Source organism: Paraburkholderia fynbosensis (genome assembly GCF_902859935.1).
Classification (GTDB): domain Bacteria; phylum Pseudomonadota; class Gammaproteobacteria; order Burkholderiales; family Burkholderiaceae; genus Paraburkholderia; species Paraburkholderia fynbosensis.
The window spans coordinates 41,096-63,813 of record NZ_CADIKI010000013.1; the positions used below are offsets into that span (position 1 = coordinate 41,096).

Below are 22,718 nucleotides of genomic sequence, written 5' to 3' on the forward strand. Positions count from 1 at the left end.
AACGGTAAGCGGCGCCTCCAGCCACGTGCCCCAAGCCCTGCCTCTCTCAAGCCGACGGGTCGTGCGCCATCGAAGGCGCCATTCCCTGCCCCGAACTGACCCGGTTGCGCCCGCCCGCTTTGGCTGCGTAAAGCTGCCGGTCGGCGGCCGCCAGCAGATCGAGCGCGCGCTCGCCCGCCGCGGGCACGCCGGTCGCGCAGCCGACACTCACGGTCACCGTGACCCCTTCGCCATGGCTTTGCACGACATGCCGGCCCTGCACCTTGCGGCGGATTTTCTCGGCAACGCTCAGCGCCCCTTCGGCCGACGTCTCCGGCAACACCACCGCGAACTCCTCGCCGCCGTAGCGCACCACCACGTCGACCGAGCGCCGCACCACCGCCGAGATGCATTCGGCCACCGTGGTCAACGCTTCGTCGCCGCTTGCGTGACCGTACGCGTCGTTGAAGTGCTTGAAGTGATCGATGTCGATGAACAGCACCGACAACGGCTGCCCGCTGCGCCGCGCACGCCGCCATTCTTCGTCGAGCCGGTTATCGAGCACGCGGCGATTGCCGAGCCCGGTCAGTGGATCGGTCGCGGCGAGGCGCATCAGCGCGGCCTGCGCGCGCAGCTTGTCGCGCAACGCGAACGCCAGCAGCCACGAGACCATCACGACCACCGCGCCGAATGTCAGCGTCAGCACGCCGGCGATACGGCTGCGATGCCACCACGGTTCGAGCACTTCATCGACGGCGGGCGCCACCGCCGCGATCAGCGGCGTGCCCGGCACGCGAGCGTAGGTGTACATGCGCCGCACGCCGTCCATCGCCGACACCGCCTCGTACGTACCGGCATCGCGCGCGGACATCAGTTCGAACGTCGGCGACTTCGCTATGCTCGAGCCGATATCACGCGCGGAAAACGGCTTGCGCGCGAGCAAAGTGCCGTCGTCCATCACGACGAACACCGAGCCCAGTTTGCCGGTGTCGATGCGGTCCAGCAGATGCTGGAAATACTCGATGCGAATAGCCAGCAGCGCGACGCCGGCAAATGCGCCGTCGGCGCCGTCGATGCGCCGCGTGAGACCGATCGACAGTTTCCCGTCGCGCAGACGCGAATGGAACGGGTGCGAGAAATACAGGCCGACGCTCCGGCTGCGCTGATGCGCCAGGAAATAGTCGCGATCGGCGAAGCGAACGGCGGCATGGACGTCGTCGTTCTGCGACGCGAGCACCTCGCCGTTGGGGCCGATCACATAGGCGCCGCCGAGATACGCCGCGGTGGTCGCGCGGTCGAACAGCACCTCGCGGCGGACCTCGGGGGGAAGCGCTAGCGCGGCCTCGTCGCGGGCGCCGTCCACTATCGACTGCAGCGACAAATCGTAGATTTCGACATTGCGTTCGAGGTCGCTGGAAATGATCGAAACGAGGTTCTGCGACGTTTGGCGCGCATGATCGAGCGCATCGGCGCGGCCCATGCCGAGCGTGAGCAGGGTCAAGCCCGCCATCGCCAGCGCGACCAGCGTTCCGGTCATCCCGGCGACCAGCGGATGGTTGCCCACATACCGCGTCACGCCGGCTCCGGCCGCGCGCAGTGTCTTGCGCAGCCGACGGCGCAGCGAAAGCGTTTGACGTGCCACGTGCGCAGCGCCTCCTTGACAGGTGATCCGCACGGCCCGGCGCGTGCGGACGCTCCGCCATGTCGTTATGTAAGCCGCCAGACGCGCAGCGACGTCGTCCGGCTCTTGAGCCCGTTCGTCAGTCCGTCACCGCTTGCGCAGCAGAGCCGCCGCCGTGCGCATGCGACGTTTGCGCTCTTTTCCGAGCCAATCGAGCGTCACTCCAGCATCGCCGGACCCGGCGAGCGATGCGGCATGCTCACGCAGCAAGCCCTCGCTGGCGACGACATCGTTCAGCGCACCGAAGCGTTTTTGAATCCGCTTGACACGCCTGGCGGTGCTTTTACAACTGCCCTTCAGAACCGGTTCGAAAAAATCGAGCAGATAGCGCAGTTTTTTGCCCGCCTTCCTCACGTCGTGGAACGCGGTGTAATCCGAACGCCTGGCACGGTTCGCGCGTTTCATGCGTTTCTTCAACGAGCGCTTTGCGGCGTCCACGCGCCGTGCGGCGAACTTGCGCAACGGCATGCGCTCGTGCGCGGTGTTCAATTCTTTGGACGCACCGGCCAGCGCTTCGCGCAGCAGATGTTTGACGTCAGCGTTCGATAGCGTTTCGCGGCTGACCGCCAATGCGCTGCCACGCGCTTCCTGGAGCTTGGGCGTGATGTCGTGTGCGCCGCTGTCCTCCTGCGACAGCAATTCGATCAGGATGTCCCAGTCGCGCGTCTTGCCAGCCGCCGTGGCGAGATATTTGAACAGCGCCCGCTGACGGATGCTCTCGTCCTTCTCGAGCAAAGGCGCGAAAGCCCACCACAAGGAGCGCAGGCGCCGCAGCGAAACGCGCAGTTTGTGTAGGGCTTCGGGCGACGCGTCCACGCGCACCGCGCTCGCGAATTCGACCGCATGACCGACGAGCGGCGCCGCATACGAGGTGAACGCCGCTTGCGCCGAGGGCGCTGTGCCGGCCGGATTGGCGGGCCGATCGCCGGTGGCGGATTGTTTGTCCATCTTCCCGCTGTCTCGCTTCATCGATACTCCTTGAACCGGCTTTATTGGGGACGTCACTGGCAGCGTAGCAAAAATAGTTCCTAGTGGGCACCCGGCGTTTTCTCTGCAGAGCGTGCGGCGGGCAAGCCGCGTACCGCGTTGCCCCGCGCCGCGGCAGCCGCACTTTGGCGCAATCGATGGCGTGCCGGGACGTGAGCCACTATCCTGAACATGCGGGGCCGCGATTCCTGCCTCACAGTGAGCGGACACGTTTTCGCGTCAGGAGGATGTATGCGAGTACTTATCGTCGGTGCAACGGGTCTGCTCGGCGGCGAAGTCGTGAAGCTGCTCTCGCCCGAACACGAGATCGTCACCGCCAGCCGCAAGGGTTCCGATCTGCACGTGGATCTGTCGGACACGGCAACGATCGAGTCGATGTACCGTGAGGCCGGCACGCTCGACGCCGTGATCTGCGCCGCGGGCTCGGCCAAATTCGCGCCGCTCGCGTCGCTCTCCGACGGCGACTTCTCGTTTAGTCTTGCCAACAAACTGATGGGGCAGATCAATCTGGTGCGTTGCGGCGCTGCTCACGTGTCGCAAGGCGGTTGCTTCACGCTGACAAGCGGCGTGCTCGCGCAACAGCCGATGGAAGGCAGCGCGGCCGTGAGCGTCGTCAATGCGGGCGTGGAAGCGTTCGTGCGTGCCGCGGCGCTCGAATTGCGCGGCAAGGCCCGCGTCAATGCGGTGAGCCCTGGCTGGGTCGCCGAAACGCTTGAATCGATGGGCCGCGATCCGTCGCAAGGCGTGCCCGCCGCGATGGTCGCGCAAGCGTACAAACGCACGCTAGGGGGCAGTGCGAGCGGGGAGATCATCGCGGCTTCGTAGTCGCGTTGCGCCTTCACTTGCAACCGCTCCTCGCCACGGCTTCGCAAAGCTGAAACCCGCTAGCGCTTTTCCGATATCCAATCATCGCTATCCGCCATCCGGCAGGCGCTCAGCCCATATCGCACGCGGCCTGAACCCGCGCCATTGCCCGCGCTGACGCCTGCGCCGGGCCGCCACGTCCCTGTCATCATTACGACACACAGCCCCCGCAGCATCGGAAGTTCCGCGACAAACTTCAGGGCTTACGTCATGCCGGAACTTTCGTATCCGCAGCCAGCCGCCACAGGCGGTAAAGGGCGAAATATCAGCCTGTTCATCTTCCTCGCCGTCATCGCGGTCGGCGCCGTCTACTGCGCCATGCACTTGCTGGACGACTTGCAGCCGGTGCGCGAAAGCTCGGTTCTTCCGTATCTACTGCTCGGCGTCGCGCTGCTGATCGCGCTCGGCTTCGAGTTCGTCAACGGCTTCCATGACACCGCCAACGCGGTCGCCACCGTGATCTACACACACTCGCTGACGCCGAATCTCGCGGTCGTGTGGTCCGGCGCGTGGAATTTCCTCGGCGTGCTGACGTCGAGCGGCGCGGTCGCCTTCGGCATCCTGCAGTTGCTGCCGGTCGAACTGATCCTGCAGGTGGGCAGCAGCGCCGGCTTCGCGATGGTGTTCGCGCTGCTGATCGCCGCGATCATCTGGAATCTCGGCACCTGGTACTTCGGCCTGCCGTCGTCGAGTTCGCATACGCTGATCGGCTCGATCATCGGCGTGGGTCTGATGAACCAGTTGATGCACGGCACCAACGGGACGAGCGGCGTCGACTGGACTCAGGCGCTCGGCGTCGGCAAGTCCTTGCTGTTTTCGCCGCTGGTGGGCTTTCTCGCGGCCGGTTTGCTGCTGCTCATCCTGAAAGCCGTGGTGCGCGTGCCCGCGCTGTATGCCGAACCGAAGGGCAAGGAACCGCCGCCGTTCTGGATTCGCTGCCTGCTGATTCTGACCTGCACGGGCGTGTCGTTCGCGCACGGCTCGAACGACGGCCAGAAGGGCATGGGCCTCATCATGCTGATCCTGATCGGCACGGTGCCGACCGCGTATGCGCTGAACAAAGCGGTCACGCCGGCGCAAACGCAAACCTTCGTCGCGGTCGCGCAGCAAACCGCGGGGGCGCTCGCCCACTACACGCAGGGCGCCGCGCCTTCCACGGATCCGCGCGCCGATGTCGAGGCGTTCGTGCGCACCCACCAGTTGACGCCCGCCACATTGCCGGCGTTGCAGCAATTGACCGAACAGATCGGCTCACAGGTCGGCGCGTCGGGTTCGCTGGCCGCCGTGCCGCAAGGCAGCGTCGATAACGTGCGCAACAACATGTACGTTGCGTCCGAAGCAATCCGTCTGATGCTGAAATCGCAACAGCCGGCCTTCGCGCCGGAGCACGCCAAAATCATCAGCAACTTCAAGTCGCAAACTGATCACGCCACCAAGTTCATCCCGACATGGGTCAAGGTGGCAGTCGCCATCGCATTGGGGCTGGGCACGATGGTTGGCTGGAAGCGCATCGTCGTCACGGTCGGCGAGAAGATCGGCAAGCAGCATCTGACCTATGGACAGGGCGCCTCGGCCGAGCTGGTCGCGATGGTGACGATCGGCGCCGCCGATATGTACGGCTTGCCGGTCTCCACGACGCACGTGCTGTCCTCGGGCGTGGCGGGCACCATGGCGGCCAATGGTTCAGGCCTGCAATGGGCCACCGTGCGCAGCCTGATCCTAGCGTGGGTCCTCACGCTGCCGGTGTCGATCGCGCTGGCTGCAGGCTTGTACTGGGTGTTTCGCGCGGTGTTCTAGATTCGCCGAGCCAGGCGGCCAGTCTCGCGGCTGGCCGCGCGGCATAAAAAAAGCGCGGCCTCGCCGCGCTTTTTGCATTGAGCCGGAGCGTGTCCGCTCAGTACACCTCGGGCACAATCATCGACTCGGGCACCGGCTGACGGCTGTACTCGTCGTGATAAACGCGCGCCGGCAGTTCGATGGTCGGATGCTCGATCTCGTGATACGGCACCTGGCTCAGCAGATGTTGAATGCAGTTCAGCCGCGCGCGCTTCTTGTCGACGGCCTGCACGACCCACCACGGCGCCTCGGGAATATGCGAGCGCTGCAGCATCACCTCTTTCGCCTGCGTATAGGCTTCCCAGCGGCGCCGGCTCTCCAGATCCATCGGGCTCAGTTTCCACTGCTTCAACGGATCGTGAATGCGGTTCTGAAAGCGGATCTCCTGCTCTTCGTCGGTAATCGAAAACCAGTATTTGAGAATCTGCACGCCGCTGCGCACCAGCATCTTTTCGAATTCCGGCACCGAGCGGAAGAACTCTTCGTACTCTTCGTCGCTGCAAAAATTCATCACACGCTCGACGCCCGCGCGGTTGTACCAGCTACGGTCGAACAGCACCATTTCGCCGCCCGCCGGCAGATGCGACACGTAGCGCTGGAAATACCACTGCGTGCGCTCGCGATTGTTCGGCGCGGGCAGCGCCGCCACGCGGCACACGCGCGGATTGAGGCGCTGCGTGATGCGCTTGATCGCGCCACCCTTGCCGGCCGCGTCGCGTCCTTCGAAAATGACGACGAGCCGATGACCGGATTGCACGATCCAGTCCTGCAGTTTGACGAGTTCGCCCTGCAGACGGAACAACTCGCGGAAGTACATCTTGCGTGCTTCGCGATGCTCGGGCGTGAAGCCATCCGCACCGTCGATGATGCGGTCGTCGACCTCCATCTCGAGTTCCTCGTCGTACGCATCGATGAGATCTTCCTCGAAACGGCGTTGCCGCTCTGCCAGCCATTCGGCTTCAGGTCTCGGGTCCTGCTCTTTCATTGCGGCTCTCCTGGCAACAGAAATGGTTAGGCGCGCGGCGGCCAACGCAACGCAGACGCGTTCGATTATCGAAGCGCCAGGTGTCAGGCATGTTACCGCTGCGGCCATCCGGACGGCTGCGCGGCGGCGGGCGCGTTCGCTGCACGCGTGCGATCGGCACGCGTCGCGGATAGTGACGATGATAGCGAGTTTCGCGCGCGCACCCGGCGCTAACGCAAGGGCCGCGCGAAGCTCAGTTCGTGACCGTCCGGATCGGTGATATGGAAATAGCGCTCGCCCCACGGCGCGTCGGATGGTTCGAGCGACGGCCTCAGGCTGGCGGCCAGTGCCTTGCGGTACAGCGCGTCGACGTCGGAGACGTAGAAGATCACGCGCCCCCACCAATTGACCGGCGCGCGCGTATCGACGATCAGGTTCAGGTACGCGCCGCCGAATGCGAAAGATGTAAAAGCCTCCTGCGGTCCGCCGTATTTCATCGGGAAACCGAGCGCGTCATAGAACGCGACGGCGCGCGGCATATCGCGGGTAGCCAGCGTGATGGCGCTGAGCGACTCGATGCGCGGCTCTGTCTGCGCGTCGAAAGAGGATGAGGGGATGGATGCGTGCATACGTGTCTCCTTCTCGGCGTAGTCGGAACGCGGGCGGCGGCTCATGACGCGGCGCTCACCCAACCCACGCATGAGGAAAGTGTCTCACAGCGGACCCGAGCGCCCCACCCCGCGTGCGTCCTTGAAAACCCGGACCGCGCCCCGCATCTGCCATTCCGTTTATCCGGAGCATCGCCATGGGAAGCCGCCCACGCTTCATCGATGACCTGTCGCGCGCCGCATCCGACGCCCCCGGGCCCCACTCGCTCAACCCCTTATCCGACGACGCCCTGCTCGACGCCTACTCCCGCACCGTGATCGGTGCGCTGGAACGCGTCCAGCAGGCGGTCGCCTTTATCTCCGTCGAACGCCGGCTGCCCGGCGAGCCGTCCGGGCGCAGCCGAGGCGCGCGCGGCGGCACCGGCTCGGGTTTTCTGTTCACGCCCGACGGCTATCTGCTCACCAACAGCCACGTCGTCCACGGCGCCACGCATATTCAGGTGACGCTCGCCGACGGCGCGAAGTTCGACGCCGATCTGGTCGGCGATGACCCCGGCAGCGATCTGGCCGTATTGCGGATCGGCTCGCCGGAGCCGCTGCCGCACGTCGAACTCGGCGAATCGTCGAAGCTGCGCGTCGGGCAGATTGCGATCGCCGTCGGCAATCCACTCGGCCTCGCGCAAACGGTGACCACGGGCGTGGTGTCGGCGCTCGGCCGCTCGCTGCGCTCGAACTCCGGCCGCATGATCTACGACGTGATCCAGACCGACGCCGCGCTCAATCCCGGCAACTCGGGTGGCCCGCTGATCAATTCGGCGGGCCAGGTGATCGGCGTGAACACCGCGATCATTCCGGGCGCGCAGGCAATCTGCTTCGCGACCGCGATCGATACGGCCAAGTGGGTCATCATGCAGATCTTCGCGCACGGCCGCGTGCGACGCGCGTATATCGGCGTGGCGGGCACCACGACGCCGTTATCGCGGCGTGTGCAGCGGTATTTCGGCTTGAGTTCGGAGAGCGGCGTGCACGTGATGGAGATCGTCAAAGGCAGCCCGGCCGCGCTCGGCGGTCTGCGCACCGACGATACGATCGTCGCGATCGACGGGCTAAGCGTGCAGGATGTCGATGGCCTGCAACGCACGCTCGACGCGTCGCGGATCGACAAGCCGGTCGGCGTGACCGCGCTGCGCGGCGCGCAGCGGCTCGAACTGACGGTGACGCCGGTCGAGCAGGCGAGCTGAGGAAGAGCGGCCGGCGGCAGGCCGCTTTTGTTGCGCTGGGGTAGGACGTACGGGTCGGCGCCAGAACATGGAGAGCCAATAGCCGGCCTGCATGAAGCTCTACCCGGCACTCGCCAAGACCGCCGCCAACACGCGGCGGTCCCCAATCCAGCACCGCTTACTGAATCACTCGCGTGACCCCACGGCCACGCGGATCGGCAGCCGCTTCCGGCGTATCCCCATTGACCTTGATCGCCTGGATGTCGCCGCTGAAATTCTGCCCCTTCAGCGTGTAGCCCTTCGCTTCGATTTGCTGCGCGAGTTCACCGTCGATCGGCTTGTACGGCTCCCAGAAAATCGTGTTCGGCGGCAACAGCTGATGATGAAAGCGCATCGCGCCGACGGCTGCCGGCAATGGCATGTTGTAGTCGTACACGTTGTTGATCACCTGGAAGATCGACGTGAAGATGCGCGAGCCGCCCGGCGTGCCGATCACGAGCGCGACCTTGCCGTCCTTCGCCAGAATCGTCGGGCTCATCGAAGAGAGCGGGCGCTTTTTCGGTTCGATCGAATTCGCGTCGCTGCCGACCACGCCGAACATGTTCGCGACGCCCGGCTTCGCGGAGAAGTCGTCCATCTCGTCGTTCAGCACAATGCCCGTGCGGTCTGCCACCACGCCCGAGCCGAAATAGCCGTTGATCGTGTACGTGTTCGACACCGCGTTGCCCCACTTGTCGATCACCGAGAAGTGCGTGGTCTCGGCTTTCTCCGGCATGCTGGTGCCGAGACCCACATGCACGCTCTTCGTGTCCGACGGCGAGCTCGGATTGACTTCGGCGGCGCGCTTCGCGATATACGCGTCGCTCGTCAATTGCGCGACCGGCACCTTGTAGAAGTCGGGGTCGCCGAGATATTGAGCACGGTCGGCGAACACGCGCTTCTCGATCTCGGCGATCAGGTGCACGTATTGCGGCGAATTGAGCGGCACGTCCTTGAAGTCGGGCGCGAGATCGGCTTTCATCTTCAGCAGTTGCACGAGGCCGATGCCACCCGAACTCGGCGGCGGCGCAGTGTACACGCGATAGCCGTTCCAGTCGGCCTGGATCGGTTCACGCCACACGGCTTTGTATTGCTGCAGATCGGCCTTCGTGATGAGGCCATGACCGCGCATCGACGCGGCGATCAGATCGGCCGTCTTGCCCGAGTAGAAATCCTTCGCACCCTGATCCGAAATGCGCTGCAGCACCGCGGCGAGATCCGGCTGCTTGAAGTTGACGCCCTGCTTCAGATTGGCGAAGTACGTGTCGAAGTTGGTCTTGCCCGCGAACTCTTTCGCCGCCGCGTCGCGACGTTCCTGCAATTGCTCGCTGACTTCGAAGCCGTCGCGCGCGTAATGAATCGCTGGCGCCAGCACCTGCTTCCACTTGAGCTTGCCGAAGCGGCGCTGCGCCTGCCACATGCCGTCAACGGTGCCCGGCACGCCCACCGCGCGATACCCGAACAGGCTCATGCCCTTGATGACCTCGCCCTTGTCGTCGAGATACATGTTCCTGGTCGCGGCGAGCGGAGCGCGCTCGCGATAGTCGAGGAAGTACGGTTTGCCGTCGACATAGAGCGTCATGAAACCGCCGCCGCCGATGTTGCCCGCTTCCGGATACGTCACGGCAAGCGTGAAGGCAATCGCGACGGCTGCGTCGACAGCATTGCCGCCTTGCTTGAAGATCTGCTCGGCGGCGTCGGCGCTGTACTTGTCGGCCACTGCGATCGCGGAGGCGGTGAGGATAGCGGGCTGCGCTTTCTCGGGCGCCTTCGCAATGGCCGGCGTGACCTCGAGGAAAGCGGTCGATATGCAAACGAGTGCGACCAGCGCGAATCCGCTGGCTGAAGCTGTGGCGTTGCGGAACAAGCTCAATGAATATCCCCAGGACGATTGTTTCATCTGACAACGAGTCAAGCTGCCTTGGGCTTATAACATGCGAAGTGACGCTTTGCGAAGTCGCGACAATTCGTAGGGCGCATGTAGCGCTACACAAAAACGGGGATCGCGCGAGCGCGTCGGAAGGCGGTGACGGCGGCGTGATTGCGGGAGAGAAAAGTGGCACACGCATCGATCAGCAGCAGCAACGAAACGCTGAGGCGTCAATGCGACCGCAAACACAACGCCATCGCCAATGACCACCTCACCCGTTCATCCTTCACGCCCGCCCGCGGCTACCCCGCGCGATTTCATCGCCGGCGTCTCGCGGCAAACGCGCGGTGACCGGAATCGACATGACCGAGAACAGGCCGACCACGAGAAACGCCGGCCAGAAGTCCGAGAACACGATGCTCGAATGACCCTGCACGTTGTGAGAAATCTGCAGCACGATACCCGCGATCGTCACGCCGAGTCCCAACGAAATCTGCTGGATCACGCTCGCCACACTCGTCGCCCGGCCGACGTCGCTGCTCGGAATATCCGCATACGCCAAGGTGTTCAGCGACGTGAACTGCAACGACGGAAAGAAACCGCCGAACAGCACGACACACCAGATCAGCCAGTGCGGCGTGCCGGGAAAGAACAATCCGTACACGGCGATGGCCGCGCCCGCGCAAGCCGCGTTGAACATCAGCACGGCGCGAAAGCCGAATCGTCCGAGAATGCGCGAGGCCGCCGCCTTCATGAAGATCGATCCGAACGCGGATGCGCACGTGATCGACCCCGCTCTGAACGCGGTCATGCCCAGACCTTCCTGCAACGCGAGCGGCAATAGAAACGGCACCGCCCCGAGCCCGATGCGAAACAGCGAACCGCCCACCACGCTCGCATGAAAACTCGGAATGCGCAGCAGCCGCAGATCGAGCACCGGCAGTTCGACGCGCCTCGCGTACAGCGCGTACAGCAACAGCAGCACCACACCGGCCACGCACATGCCGATCGACGCGCCCGTCGGCACCAGTTCGCCGCCCACCAGCGAGAGCCCGAGCATGAACAGCGACGCGCCGCTCGCGGACAGTAGGAAACCGGTCCAGTCGAGCCGGCCCGGATGCGCTTCGCGCACGTTGGCGATGTGCTTGTTCGCGAGCCAGATGCCCAGCAGACCGATTGGAATATTGATGACGAAGATCAGACGCCAGTGCAGATACGTCGTGATGAAGCCGCCCAGCGGCGGTCCGACCACCGGCCCGAGCAAGGCCGGCACCGTCAGATAGTTGACCGCGCGAATGAACTCGGACTTCGGCACCGAACGGAAAATGATGATGCGGCCCACCGGCACCATCATCGCGCCGCCGATACCCTGCACGAAGCGCGCGACCACGAAGGTGCCGAGCGACGTGGAGGCCGCGCACATCAGCGAGCCGGCCATGAAGACGCCGATTGCCGTGCGAAACACCGTGCGCGAACCGAAGCGGTCGGCCACCCATCCACAGATCGGGATGAACACGCCGAGGCCGATCACATAGGCAGTGACCGCGAGCTTGAGGGTGATGGGATCCTGGCCGAGGTCGCGCGCCAGAACCGGCAGCGAGGTCACGATGACCGTGCCGTCCACGTTTTCCATGAACATCGCGCACGCGACGATCAGCGGTACGATGAAGGCGCCTAAAGCGAGAGGCATGGGCATGACGACGGGCTGCTAGGCCGTCGAGGTAAAGCGTCGATTATGGCATTGCAGCGGCGACACGGGGCGGTGCGCGAAGGCTTTCGTGCAGTTGCGCAGGCGTGCGTGCGTAGCTTCGTCGCGCGTCCTGCGACGGCCGCGCACAACGCAGCGTGGGTGAAGCGGCGTGCAGCCGGTTCACCTTCCAATGCAGCAGGATGCAGCGGGATACGTGCGCAAGCCGCTTAGCGTGACGCGCTGACGAGCGGTTGCAGCTGCGGCAGGATCTCAGTGCTCGCGCGGGCAACGTCGTTCGGGAAGTCGATTTCGATCCACGGCGCGCCGGTCACGTCGGCGGTATCGAACACCTGGCTGCGCTCCAGCAACAGGTCGCGCACGGCTTCCTCGTGCGGCATGTTGGCCCGGCCGCTGTCGATATAGCCCGCAACGATCTCGGCGAAACGTTGCGCGGTTTCCTGGCGGAAACGGAAGAAGCCGGCCGATTCGCCGATCGTGTCGTACTCGAGATTGACCGCGAGCTGCTTGCGCAATTCGACCGGCACACCGTCCTTCAGACACAGCTTGACCGGCTCGTCACCGGCTTCGAAATCACGGTCGATCAGCAGGCGGTTGACCGTCTCGCCCGCCACCAGCGCGCTCAGAATGCGCTCGTCGTAGAGCACGTCGGCGTCCATCAGCAGCACGTCGCCACCGCGCGTGAGCGCGTCGGCCACCGTATGCACCGTCAGCACGCTGCCCAGATCGAAGCGCGGGTTCAGCACGGTTTCCACCTTGCGCGGCCAGTTGATGCGCTCAAGCTCCGCCTGCACCGATTCCGGCTGAAAGCCGAGCGCCAGCACGACGTCCGTCACGCCAGCGGTTTCGAGCATTTGCAGATGCCGTTCGAGCAGGCTCATGCCGTCGAACTGCAACAGACATTTCGGAAACTGAGCTTGCGGCGGTTGCTGAAGACGCAGGCCGAGGCCCGCCGCGAGGATGATGGCACGCATGCGCGGTCCTTTGAAAAAATACGGAGATTAATCGGCAACCGGCACGCGCGCCGTGGCGCGCCGCCGTTGCCAGCTTCTTTCGCTGAAGTGCAAAACCAGCAGCCCCGGCAAGCCTAGCAGGATTTCGCGCGCGCGCTTGGCGAGCGACAACGCCAACGCCGCATCCGGCGGCAACCCGACCAGAGGCGCGAGCAGCAGATAGCCGCCTTCCTGCACGCCGAGCGAGCCCGGAATCATGAACGCCGCGCCGCGAATCGCCTGCCCGATGCTCTCGAGCAACAGCGCGTCGATCCAGTCGAGCGGATGGCCGAGAAAGCGCAGCGCGAGCCACACTTCGACCGTGCCGACGATCCAGCCGATGAGACTCAACGCAAAACTCGCCGCCACCTTGCGGCGCTCGCGGTACAACGCCTGCACGGCGGCGTCGACGGCTTCCGCGCGTGTCATCAGCGAGGACCAGTCGCGCTTGCCGAAGACCTTCGAGACCACGCCGAGCAGTCGGCCGAACAGGCCGCGCCGCTGCGCATAGTAGAAACCGACGATCATCGCGCCGAGCACGCCGGTGGCGATCAGCGTCGCGGTTTGCAGGTCATGCAGCGCGCCGTTGGCGGCATACGCGCCGAACAGCAGCAGCCCGCCCAGTGCGAAGACGATTTGCGCGAGCGCCTGCGCGGTCGTACTGACGGTGATCGCGGCGGCGGCCTCGCGCATGCGCATGCCGCGTTGGGCGAGTTGCCGCACCATCACGACCGGGCCGCCGATCTGTCCGGCCGGCAACAGACTATTCACCGATTCGCCGATCCAGCGCGCGAACAGCGCGTCGCGCAACGACAGATCGTGATGCACGCCATCGCGGCGGCGCTGGAACAACACGGAGATCGCGGCGGCGTCGAGCGCCAGCGGCACGACGTGAAACGCCGCGACGAGCGCGAGCCCCCACCCCGCCGCGAGCAGCGTCGAGGCCACCGAGCCGAAGCCCTGCCAGGCGAGCAGGCCGACGAACAGCGCCGTCCCGATCGACAGCAGAAGCAGGGCCGCGCGACTCATGCGCGGTCCTTGCCGCGCGCGGCGAGTTGACGGAATACCTGGCGGAAACCGAAGTACGCAATCGCGTCCTTCATGTTCGAGATCAAGCGGCGCCACGGCCGCATGTTCGGGTCCGTGACGTATTCGAATGTGAGCGACACGCGCATCTCGTTCGCGCCGGCCGGCGTGACGCGGTGGCGCAGCTTGTCGCCGTCGAAAAACACGAGGCCGCCCGGCGGAATCTGCACCGAGCCCGGCTGATCCGGCACGTCCGGATTGCGCGTGTGCAATTCGTAGTCGAGCCGGCAGGACGAGTCGTCGATCACGCCGAGCAGCAGCGTGTAGCGACGGCCGTCATAGTACGAAGTATCGTAGTGCCAGCCGATGTGGTCGCCCGCTCGAGTGTAGTAGTACAGCGCGTAGGCATGCGGGTCGTCGAGCGGCGAGACCTGCAGCTTGTCGCCGCTCAGTTGTTCGAGCCAGCCGATCAGTTCCTTCGAGCGATACAGCTCCGCGATGAACGGCGCGAGGCGGTCGATCGTGTGCCGGCTCACGCTGCCCCCCTGCTTGTGGCCCGGCAGGTAATTGCGGTTCACCTCGTCGAGCAGCGCGCGCGCGCTGTGGATGAGCTGGGCCGTGAGTTCTGGCGCGAGAAAGTCTTCCAGATAGAGGAACGCGTCCTGAGCGGCGAAATCTTTGCGCAGACGCGGCGTGTCGAACGTGCGCGTGCGGTTGGCGACCGCGCGGTCGGCATTCGGCGCGGCCGGCGCCGCAGCGGGAGCAGCGTCGGCAGAGACCGCTGCGATCACGTCGTCTTCGGCGTGCGTACTCATTCACTAGCCCACATTTGACTGGTTTTTGAAGCCCCCGCGGTGCGGCGCGCAACGCGCCAGTAGTCGACCACGACCCACGCGGCGAAGAGCGGCGCGCCGATTGACGCGACCACCACGAAGGGCATCACGACGTTCGTCAGCGTGACGATCGGCAGCAGGTACAGCACGTCTTCCGTTTCGAAGCCGCCGACCGATGCCTGCTTCGTGCCCGCCTTGCCCGCCATTTCCTCGATGCGCATGCGCAGGAAAAAGATCAGCGCGACCGCCACGCCGGCCAGCGCGCCGAGTACGCCCGGCGCGACCTTCAGCCCGCCGAACTGTGAGGCGCCCACACCGACGCCCATGCCGACGAACAGCATGACAGTGACGAGCGCGTCGCACGCAAGATCGTAAAAATGACCGATCCGGCTCGACTTGCCGCTGATGCGCGCGAGCTCGCCGTCCGTGTGATCGACAAAATTCGATAGCACGATCAGCAGCGCGCCCACATTGGCCCAGGCGAATTGGCCGTGAGCGAGGCACAGCGCGCCTGCCACGCCGATCAGCAGACGCAGCGTGGTAAGGTGATTCGGCGTAACCCAGGTCTTCACCAGCGGCGTCACGAGCCGGCGGGCGAGCCGGGCGTCCCACGTGCGGGGTGGCGGGACGTTAATTGGAGTTTGGGGTTGCGAGGTCATAACCCGGAAATATATACGGGATCGTAAAATATTGCTTTCTTCCCGGACGTTTCTTTGAGGCACGTTCGTTACCGGCGTGTGTCGGCCGCAAAGCAAGATTTGCCGAATCGCGATACAGTGCAAATCCAGTTGCGCCTGTCACGCGGAATCCCTTCGATACGCAACGTCTTTCGGGTCCAAACCCCGCGCCGCCCCACGTTGCAAAACCACGACATCGAACCGGCGCGACTCAACGCTTATGAAACGTTTTATTTCTTCCGTACTCCTGCTTCTGGCGGCCGCCCTGCCGATGCGCGGTTTCGCGGCGTCGCTCGACGCTGCGCTCACCTGCAATCAAAGCGGCCATCAGTTCATCGCCGACCTCGCGCAGCGCGAACTCATCGATCCGAAACCGACGCGCGTCGAACAGAATTCGATCAACGCGTTCTCACCGGCGCCCGGCGCCGATCTGAGCGCATTCGGTTTTCATGTGTTCGCGGTGGTCGGCTACGAAAAAGACGACCCGCTGTTTCGCGTCGGCGATGGCGAGCCGCTCGCACGCTCGGCCTACGGCGTCGTGGTGTTCGGCAGTGAAGCCAAAGTGCGCAATGCGCTCGCCGGGACCGGCAGTACGGCGATCGTGCATCACGTGGCGCCGCTGATCACGGCCATTTTCTGCAAGCGGAGCTGAGGCTCGAGCGCGACAGCCTCGCCGAACCGCCTGCCCCTAGCCCGGACGACGAAACTCGTTTTCGACCCACGCCGCCGCGCTCGCCTTGCTGAGCTTGAAGTTGGGCGCGACCTGCACCTGCGCGAGCTGTTCGCCGAACACATCGAGCGCGGTCAACAGCGCGTACGGTTCGAGTTCATCGGGGACGATGTCCAGCGTGATGTCGAGTTCGTCGTTCCCGTCGGCGCTCGCGACCCGCACTTCTTTATGCAGCTGCGCGCGCAGTTGCTGCTCATGACGGCGCAGCACTTCCGACGCGGTCTTCACCAGCGTGTTGAACGCCGAAGTGTCGAGCGGCTTCGGATCTTTCTTGTTGCGGCCCATCGTCCATGGTCCGACGAGCGCGGGTTCCGCTTCGCCGTCCTTGATCATTTCGACGGCCCAGCCTTCGTCGTCTTCATTCTTGATCACGCGCGCGGTCCAGCCGTCGTCGCGCCACAGACGCGCTTCGTGGACGCTTTCGTCCAGCGCGGGCGAGCCTTCCGTCGGGGAATCGGCAGCGGCGTCGGACGATGGAAGGGGTGTATCGGTCATTACAGGTTCACTCACGTTCGCGGGGCAAAAACACATCTCAAGCATGCGATTCTACCTGCCCTAAGCGCGCCGGCCGCGCCCCTCTGACGAACGGACAAGTCGTGGCGGTCCCACGGTCCGGGGAAATACGCCATTTCCGCATTCGCGGGAACTTATAAAATCATTATAAAAAGCCCATAAAAAAACGCGGCCCGAAAGCCGCGCGTAGAAATGAAAAAGACACCCTCGGTCAAAGGGTGCGCGAATTGTAGATCCGTAATCGATCAAGATAGACCATGCAATCAGGAAAAGTGCATTGCAAAAATTGGAATGAATCCTCGCGCACTCAGTAATAGGTTGTAAGGCCCGCCAGGACTGCCTGAGCGGATGCGTCGCGAGCCAGCAACACCGCTCCGATCGACCTTCCCATTCCAGTTTCCTAAAGCGGCCACTTTTCTTTTATTTTTCCCGCACTTACACCAAATCAAAGTAGTCATTACGCATTTGAGAATTAATTATTGTGTCTTATGAGATTAAAGATATGAATGGCAGGAATACACTTCGCTGCGAATCGTCAGGCAGCCGGCTCGATCGGCTGAAAGCACTGGAATGCGATTCTCCACGCACTGTCCCGGAGTTATCTGAACATGAAAAAAACCCTCATCGCAGCCGGCCTCATGGGCGCGTTCGCCGTCACCGCGCACGCACAGAGCAGCGTCACTTTGTACGGCTCGTTGGACGCCGGCCTCGTGTATTCGAACAACCAGGGCGGCCACAGCAATTGGCAACAAGGCAGCGGCTCGATGTCGAACACGTATTTCGGTCTGCGCGGCAGCGAAGACCTCGGCGGCGGTCTGCACGCGATCTTCACGTTGGAAAGCGGCTTCAACCTGAACAACGGCCAGAACTCGGAAAGCGGCACGTTGTTCAACCGCAAGGCTTTCGTGGGTCTGCAAAGCGATCAGTACGGCACGCTGACACTCGGCCGTCAATATGATTCGATGGTGGACTACCTGTCGCCGCTATCCGCTACCGGCGCAGGCTATGGCAACAACCTCGCCGCTCACCCGTTCGACAACGACAATCTGGATGCGTCCTTCTCCGTCAAGAACGCGGTGAAGTACACCAGCGCGAATTATGCGGGCCTGACGTTTGGCGGCCTGTATGGCTTCAGCAATGCAGCCGGCCAGTTCGCGAACAATCGCGCATGGAGCGCCGGCGCTTCGTACGAGAACGGCCCGTTGAACTTCGCGGCCTCGTACCTGCAACTGAACAACTCGGGCAGCTCGAACCTGGGCGGCGCCGTGTCGCAAGGCAACGGCACCGCGGCGATCGCCGCGAACCTGCAGCGCTCGTTCGGCGCCGGCCTCAACTACACGTACGGTCCGGCCACCGCCGGCTTCGTGTACACACACACGCAACTGGACGGCATCAGCGGCGTGAACGTGGGCGGCGTCACGCTGCCGGGCGTGGCGGGCACCAATCTGCGCCTCGACAACTACGAAGTGAACGGCCGCTACGCGCTGACGCCGGCACTGAGCCTCGCGGCAGCGTACACGTTCACCGACGGCAGAATGACGGGCTCGAACGGCACCGGCGATCCGAAGTGGCACACGGTGTCGCTGCAAAGCGACTACGCGCTGAGCAAGCGTACCGACGTGTATGTGGAAGGCGTCTATCAGCATGCGTCGGGCGAACTCGGCAACTTCGGCGCGAACGTAGCGGCGATCAATACGCTGGCGCCGTCGTCGACGGGCAACCAGGTCGCTGCGGCCGTCGGTCTGCGTCACCGCTTCTAAGTTTTCCACGCAGTACCCGCGGCGCGAATCTATCCATTCCCGCTGCATTTCGACCCGCGCGTGACACGATCACATCGCGGGTTTTTTTATCGCACTGACGATTCGACATGGTGGTGAATCAATGGGTCTCGCCACCGCGCAAAGTGACAGCGCCGGCGTGCGGTGGGTATACTGGCCCACGCCGCCCCGGCCACCGCGATGTCGCTGCGGCAGCCCGGCGGCTTCGTCGCGAAGCATCACGTTGTGCTGAAAACGCATGGTGCTTCGCCCGCGCCTCAAGTCCCCGCGTTCGACCGGGGACGCCGACGATCGGACCATGAAAAGACTTCTCCTGTTAGCCCCCGCTGTTGCCGTGATTGCCGCTCTCTGCGCCTGCGGTACCTCCAAGGGCCCTGCCCGCGATGCATCCGTGCCGCTGATGTACGTGTCGTCGCAACGCGCCCCCGCCTCTATCGCCCAATGCCTCAAGGATCGTTTGCCGCGCGTGCGCGTGTCGCAAGACGGCACGGCGACTGAACTCGCCGTCGGCTCGGATTCGAACAACTCGTATTTCGTCACGCTGACGCCGCTCAACGCGGGCTCCGTCATCAAGGTGATGCGCCCCGCGAATGCGCCGGACGATCCGCCGGAAGAAGAAATGCGCTTCGACATCGCACGCTGCGCAACCTGAAATTCCGCTCACGCATTCGGGTTGTGAAGGCCACGCCGCCGCGCGAATTTTTTATCTCGCGCGGCGGCTATTTTTTTGTCGGCTCATCTGCGAACATAGCCGCCCTTCGTCTTTGACGCGGCGCGCTGCGCCGCGAGTTTCATGGCTTCCAGCAACGCGCATCACGCGACCGGTTTTGCAGCCGGTGTCATCGCGGCGGCAATCGTCGCGCATACCGGCGACGGTGATTCGTATCATCTCGGCGTCCTGTTGAGCTTCCTCGCCGGTCTCGCCGGCAGCACCGCGCCGGACTGGATGGAGGTGGCGTGGTGGTCGCGCGCGCGGCGTCTCTGGATCACGCATCGCACGTTGACGCATTGGGGTGTGGGGTGGCTCGCGCTGTTCGCGATGTCCTATCACTGGCTCGGACATTCGATCTATGCCGCGCCCGCGTTCGGCTTCGCGTGCGGCGGCCTGATGCATCTGCTGGCCGACTGGCCGAATCCGCTAGGGGTGCCGTGGATTGCCGCACGGCATTCGCTGAATCTGTGGAAGAGCGGGCACTGCGACCTGATCGTGGTGGCGGCTTCGTGGGCCGCGGCCTGGTTGATCGGCGAGCATGTCTGGTGGCATGGCGTACATGAGCTGTCACTGCTGCGCTATCTGCGCATGGGCTAAGCGTTATCGCATCGCAGCCGCATAGTTCGCGGGCGTCACGCCCAGCAAGCGCACGAAGGCCCGCGTCATGTGACTCTGATCGGCAAAGCCGGCCGCTGCCGCCGCATCGGCGAGCGTCGCGCCGCGCGCGATCGAGCGCCTTGCGAGCGCGATGCGCCGCTGCATCCGGTAGGCGTGCGGCGGCAAACCCATCTCGTGCGCGAAGCCGCGCAATAACTGAAAACGGCTCAGGCCGGTGTCGGCGGCAAGCTCGGCCAAGGTGAGCGTGGCAGTCGGATCATCGTCGATGCGCGCTTTGGCTCGGGCAATCGGACCCTGCGCATGAACGGCGAGCGTGTGCGCCGGCCGGGTCGCGTGACTCTGGACCAGATGCCCGAGGAGTTCGAGCAACGCCGCTTCCGTCCGCAGATTGTCGGGCGCCGACTGCGTCAGCACCGACACCGCAAATAACCGCTCGAACAAATGCTTGAGCAGCGGATCGTGCACCACCGGGCGCGTGAGTTCGATCTCCCGCGCCGCCACACCCGTCACCTCGGTGGCGGCGCGAGTCAGCATCGACGGTTCGAAATACAACATGCGCCACGCGCGTCCGCGCTCATCGAGGGGACTGCCGTCGTGGACCTCGCCAGGATTGACGGTGATCGCGTCGTTCGCGCGCGCTTCGACGACGCCGCGCCCGCTCGCCGACCGATGTCCGCCACGCACGATCACGCCGACGCCGAAGCGGTCGTGCGAATGACGCGGAAACGAATGCGCGGTGTCGGCCACCGTCGCTTCGACGCCGGCAATCGTGCAGCGAGGCATGTGGACGCGGCCGCGCGGCATGAGTCGTGCCTCAGTTGCAGTGGTTGGAGCCAAACGAACCGGAGCGGCCATCCACCGCGCGCATCATCGCCGGCTCTCGTCAGTGCGCTCGCCTTCTCGCACCTTGCCTTGGGACACGCTGCTGCCTGGCGGCACGCTATGCGTGAGCCACACATTGCCGCCGATCACCGAACCGCGTCCGATCGTCACCCGCCCGAGGATAGTCGCGCCGGCGTAGATCACGACATCGTCCTCGACGATCGGATGGCGCGCATTGCCCTTGATCAGTGCGCCGTCGCCATCGGCGGCGAAGCTCTTCGCGCCGAGCGTGACCGCCTGATACACCCGCACACGTTCGCCGATGATCGCGGTCTCGCCGATCACCACGCCCGTGCCGTGGTCGATGAAGAAGCTCGGCCCGATCGTGGCGCCAGGGTGAATGTCGATGCCGGTCGCCGAGTGCGCGATCTCGTTGATGAAACGCGCCAGCAATGGCACGCCGAGCCGATGCAGCGCGTGAGCGAGCCGGTGGTGAGTCATCGCCCACACGCCCGGATAACACAGCAGGATTTCCGTGATGTGCTGGGCGGCGGGGTCGCCGGTGAAGGCCGCCTGAATGTCGCTGACCAGCAGCGCGCGAATCCCCGGTAACAGCGTGCCGAATTCGCGCGCGACACCGAACGCGCGCTCCTGCAGCTCCGCCTCGAAGGTCGCGGCGTACTCGGGCAGAAACCGCAGCGCGCGGCGAATCTGTTCGGCGAGCAAACGCAAGGTGCTCTCGAGCGTGTGGCCGACGTAGTAGTCGACGGTTTCGTCGGTCAGATCGGGCGCGCCGTAGTGCGTGGGAAACAGCGCCGCGCGCAGGCCCGCGACGATGTTGACCACCGCTTCGCGCGACGGCAGTTCGCGAATGCCGAGCGGGTGCCGCGTGCGATGCAATTGTTCACGCGAGGCGCGCAGGTCCGCGACGATCTGTTCGAGACCCCAGTTCTGGGAAGGCACGTTAGGCATAGAAGAACGACGCCATGCGGCGAGCACGGTTCGAGATGATGGATTATGCCGAGAGATTACCGCGTTTTGTCACGGCCCGCGCAGCGGCGGCGCCGGCTGGCACGCGGCTCGCATGCGCTCACGCTGCGCGGTGCCATGCCATGCGGGCGCTTCTTCAGATGGTTACGCTGCTCGCGTCGATCCAGCGCACTGCCCAGTCGCGTGCATGGGCGATGGCGGCGCGTTCATCACGGAAGCGCAATTCGTTAGGGAAGAAACGGTTGGCGACCAGCTCGCCGTCGCTCGAGCGCGAGATCACCACATAAGGTTGCCAAGTGCCATCGCCGGCGCGCGCCGGCGCGCAATTCAACAAGTAGCCGCGATGTGTGAATGCAGCATCGAAGTGCATGAGTCACCGCCCTGACGCCCCGTAAAAATGTTTTAAGTAGCGCGGCCTTTCGTTCGTTGTTTCCGACCATGGTGAGTTAGTCGGGGCCCTGTCGTCAATTTAACCGCGCTTCGCTCGTCGGAGTAAGATCATACTCTGTAGAAAATACGCGTCCATTAAAAAAAACGAAAAGAATCGCCGACGCAATCGCCAGGTGAAATGTCCTCACATGCATCGCGCTGCAAGCGTGGGGTATGCGCATTGTAAGTGACGCGTGCAAGGGCGTCGGGCCAGGCGGTACGGGTTTTGCTGACCTTCGACCATGTCCTCTTCAAGGAGAACCCATGATGAACAGCGATATCAACAAGCCAGCAGACGTCGCGAAGCAGGCGGCTGCAAGCGGCCCGAGCTCGGCGGAATTGCACAACGACCGCACGCACGACAGCACGGTAGACACCGACGGCAAGAACCTCGAAGCCGCGCGCATCGCGGGTTACCGGCCTATCTCGCCCGACGAGATCACCACCAGCAACGCGTCGCTGGAGAACAGCGTGCCCGAGGCGCTCGACGGCATGGCCGGCTTCGACAGCCGGGTTGGTGGCAATCATCTGCTGCTCGCGCTCGAACCCGGCTACACGGTCATCGACAAAGGCATGATCGAACCGCAAGGCGGGTACTCCGCCGATCACCAGTTCGACGATCCACGTCCAGTGGGCAGCCGCCAGGATCGCGGCCGTATCCATTATGCGCTGAATCATTTTCGGCCCACGCGCGTGATCGAATTACACCGGGTGAAATAAGCGCGGGCGGCAATTCCGCTGCCGTTTGAATCCCGCGCTTATTCCTATTAATCATTGAATATCATCGCGCGCACCGTTTGAATAATGGCGCGCGCTTTGCTTCGGATCGATTGGAAACTCAG

The 22,718-nt window shown here is 64.2% G+C and carries 22 protein-coding genes; 8 read left to right on the forward strand and 14 right to left on the reverse strand.

Going from position 1 to position 22,718, the window contains the following annotated elements; genetic code table 11:
• Positions 1–46 precede the first annotated feature (46 nt).
• Both HV770_RS21500 and HV770_RS21505 read right to left on the reverse strand, forming a co-directional pair.
• Complete coding sequence (locus tag HV770_RS21500) at positions 47–1,621, reverse strand: sensor domain-containing diguanylate cyclase (RefSeq protein ID WP_175162779.1); 1,575 nt, start codon at positions 1,619–1,621, stop codon at positions 47–49.
• Between the two features lie 126 nt (positions 1,622–1,747).
• The gene (locus tag HV770_RS21505; RefSeq protein ID WP_175162781.1) at positions 1,748–2,629 is read right to left on the reverse strand and encodes a CHAD domain-containing protein; all 882 of its coding nucleotides are present in this window, start codon (positions 2,627–2,629) and stop codon (positions 1,748–1,750) included.
• 249 nt (positions 2,630–2,878) lie between these two features.
• Between HV770_RS21505 and HV770_RS21510 the strand changes: the two genes are divergently transcribed.
• Complete coding sequence (locus tag HV770_RS21510; protein ID WP_175162783.1) at positions 2,879–3,472, forward strand: short chain dehydrogenase; 594 nt, start codon at positions 2,879–2,881, stop codon at positions 3,470–3,472.
• Positions 3,473–3,721: 249 nt separating this feature from the next.
• Positions 3,722–5,308 carry an inorganic phosphate transporter gene (locus HV770_RS21515; protein WP_175162786.1) on the forward strand — a complete coding sequence of 529 codons (1,587 nt, stop codon included), beginning with the start codon at positions 3,722–3,724 and terminating at the stop codon, positions 5,306–5,308.
• A 97-nt stretch (positions 5,309–5,405) separates the two neighbouring features.
• Here the strand turns inward: HV770_RS21515 and ppk2 are convergent, their stop codons facing one another.
• Positions 5,406–6,332, reverse strand: coding sequence for a polyphosphate kinase 2 (gene ppk2 / locus HV770_RS21520; protein ID WP_121323542.1), 927 nt, complete (start codon positions 6,330–6,332; stop codon positions 5,406–5,408).
• A gap of 209 nt (positions 6,333–6,541) precedes the next feature.
• Complete coding sequence (locus HV770_RS21525) at positions 6,542–6,940, reverse strand: VOC family protein (protein ID WP_175162788.1); 399 nt, start codon at positions 6,938–6,940, stop codon at positions 6,542–6,544.
• A 176-nt stretch (positions 6,941–7,116) separates the two neighbouring features.
• Here HV770_RS21525 and HV770_RS21530 point away from each other — a divergent pair, with 176 nt between their 5' ends.
• The gene (locus HV770_RS21530; RefSeq protein ID WP_175162790.1) at positions 7,117–8,160 is read left to right on the forward strand and encodes a S1C family serine protease; all 1,044 of its coding nucleotides are present in this window, start codon (positions 7,117–7,119) and stop codon (positions 8,158–8,160) included.
• Between the two features lie 157 nt (positions 8,161–8,317).
• Here the strand turns inward: HV770_RS21530 and ggt are convergent, their stop codons facing one another.
• The 6 genes from ggt to HV770_RS21560 all read right to left on the reverse strand — a co-directional run bounded on the left by ggt (position 8,318) and on the right by HV770_RS21560 (position 15,266).
• Positions 8,318–10,078: a gamma-glutamyltransferase gene (gene ggt, locus HV770_RS21535; RefSeq protein ID WP_425497461.1), complete on the reverse strand. Its 1,761-nt coding sequence runs from the start codon at positions 10,076–10,078 to the stop codon at positions 8,318–8,320.
• A 256-nt stretch (positions 10,079–10,334) separates the two neighbouring features.
• Positions 10,335–11,738: an MFS transporter gene (locus tag HV770_RS21540; RefSeq protein ID WP_175163037.1), complete on the reverse strand. Its 1,404-nt coding sequence runs from the start codon at positions 11,736–11,738 to the stop codon at positions 10,335–10,337.
• 227 nt (positions 11,739–11,965) lie between these two features.
• Entirely contained in the window at positions 11,966–12,730 is a 765-nt protein-coding gene (locus HV770_RS21545) for a phosphocholine cytidylyltransferase family protein (protein ID WP_175162793.1), read from the reverse strand.
• A gap of 27 nt (positions 12,731–12,757) precedes the next feature.
• Positions 12,758–13,777, reverse strand: coding sequence for a lysylphosphatidylglycerol synthase domain-containing protein (locus HV770_RS21550; protein ID WP_175162795.1), 1,020 nt, complete (start codon positions 13,775–13,777; stop codon positions 12,758–12,760).
• Complete coding sequence (locus HV770_RS21555) at positions 13,774–14,589, reverse strand: HalD/BesD family halogenase (protein WP_175162797.1); 816 nt, start codon at positions 14,587–14,589, stop codon at positions 13,774–13,776. Before HV770_RS21555 ends, HV770_RS21550 begins: the two co-directional genes overlap by 4 nt.
• The gene (locus tag HV770_RS21560) at positions 14,586–15,266 is read right to left on the reverse strand and encodes a CDP-alcohol phosphatidyltransferase family protein (RefSeq protein WP_175162799.1); all 681 of its coding nucleotides are present in this window, start codon (positions 15,264–15,266) and stop codon (positions 14,586–14,588) included. Before HV770_RS21560 ends, HV770_RS21555 begins: the two co-directional genes overlap by 4 nt.
• 238 nt (positions 15,267–15,504) lie before the next feature.
• Here HV770_RS21560 and HV770_RS21565 point away from each other — a divergent pair, with 238 nt between their 5' ends.
• Positions 15,505–15,936: a hypothetical protein gene (locus HV770_RS21565; protein WP_175162801.1), complete on the forward strand. Its 432-nt coding sequence runs from the start codon at positions 15,505–15,507 to the stop codon at positions 15,934–15,936.
• Between the two features lie 36 nt (positions 15,937–15,972).
• Here the strand turns inward: HV770_RS21565 and HV770_RS21570 are convergent, their stop codons facing one another.
• Positions 15,973–16,509, reverse strand: a complete 537-nt coding sequence (locus HV770_RS21570; RefSeq protein WP_175162803.1) for a hypothetical protein — start codon at positions 16,507–16,509, stop codon at positions 15,973–15,975.
• A 626-nt stretch (positions 16,510–17,135) separates the two neighbouring features.
• Here HV770_RS21570 and HV770_RS21575 point away from each other — a divergent pair.
• The 3 genes from HV770_RS21575 to HV770_RS21590 all read left to right on the forward strand — a co-directional run bounded on the left by HV770_RS21575 (position 17,136) and on the right by HV770_RS21590 (position 19,614).
• Positions 17,136–18,287, forward strand: coding sequence for a porin (locus HV770_RS21575; protein WP_175162805.1), 1,152 nt, complete (start codon positions 17,136–17,138; stop codon positions 18,285–18,287).
• A gap of 316 nt (positions 18,288–18,603) precedes the next feature.
• Positions 18,604–18,957, forward strand: coding sequence for a sugar ABC transporter ATPase (locus HV770_RS21585; RefSeq protein ID WP_246291062.1), 354 nt, complete (start codon positions 18,604–18,606; stop codon positions 18,955–18,957).
• A gap of 141 nt (positions 18,958–19,098) precedes the next feature.
• A complete protein-coding gene (locus HV770_RS21590; protein WP_175162811.1) occupies positions 19,099–19,614 on the forward strand; it encodes a metal-dependent hydrolase in 516 nt (171 codons plus the stop codon).
• Between the two features lie 3 nt (positions 19,615–19,617).
• Here the strand turns inward: HV770_RS21590 and HV770_RS21595 are convergent, their stop codons facing one another.
• The 3 genes from HV770_RS21595 to HV770_RS21605 form a co-directional block, all read right to left on the reverse strand.
• Positions 19,618–20,439, reverse strand: a complete 822-nt coding sequence (locus HV770_RS21595) for an AraC family transcriptional regulator (protein ID WP_175162813.1) — start codon at positions 20,437–20,439, stop codon at positions 19,618–19,620.
• Between the two features lie 63 nt (positions 20,440–20,502).
• On the reverse strand, positions 20,503–21,429 hold the full coding sequence (gene epsC / locus HV770_RS21600; RefSeq protein ID WP_175162815.1) for a serine O-acetyltransferase EpsC: 927 nt from the start codon (positions 21,427–21,429) through the stop codon (positions 20,503–20,505).
• Positions 21,430–21,583: 154 nt separating this feature from the next.
• Positions 21,584–21,817: a hypothetical protein gene (locus tag HV770_RS21605; protein ID WP_175162817.1), complete on the reverse strand. Its 234-nt coding sequence runs from the start codon at positions 21,815–21,817 to the stop codon at positions 21,584–21,586.
• A gap of 326 nt (positions 21,818–22,143) precedes the next feature.
• On the opposite strand from HV770_RS21605, the gene HV770_RS21610 reads away from it, so the two are divergent.
• Positions 22,144–22,596 (forward strand): DUF3005 domain-containing protein, encoded by a 453-nt coding sequence (locus HV770_RS21610; protein ID WP_175163039.1) that lies wholly within the window; start codon positions 22,144–22,146, stop codon positions 22,594–22,596.
• Positions 22,597–22,718 lie beyond the last annotated feature (122 nt).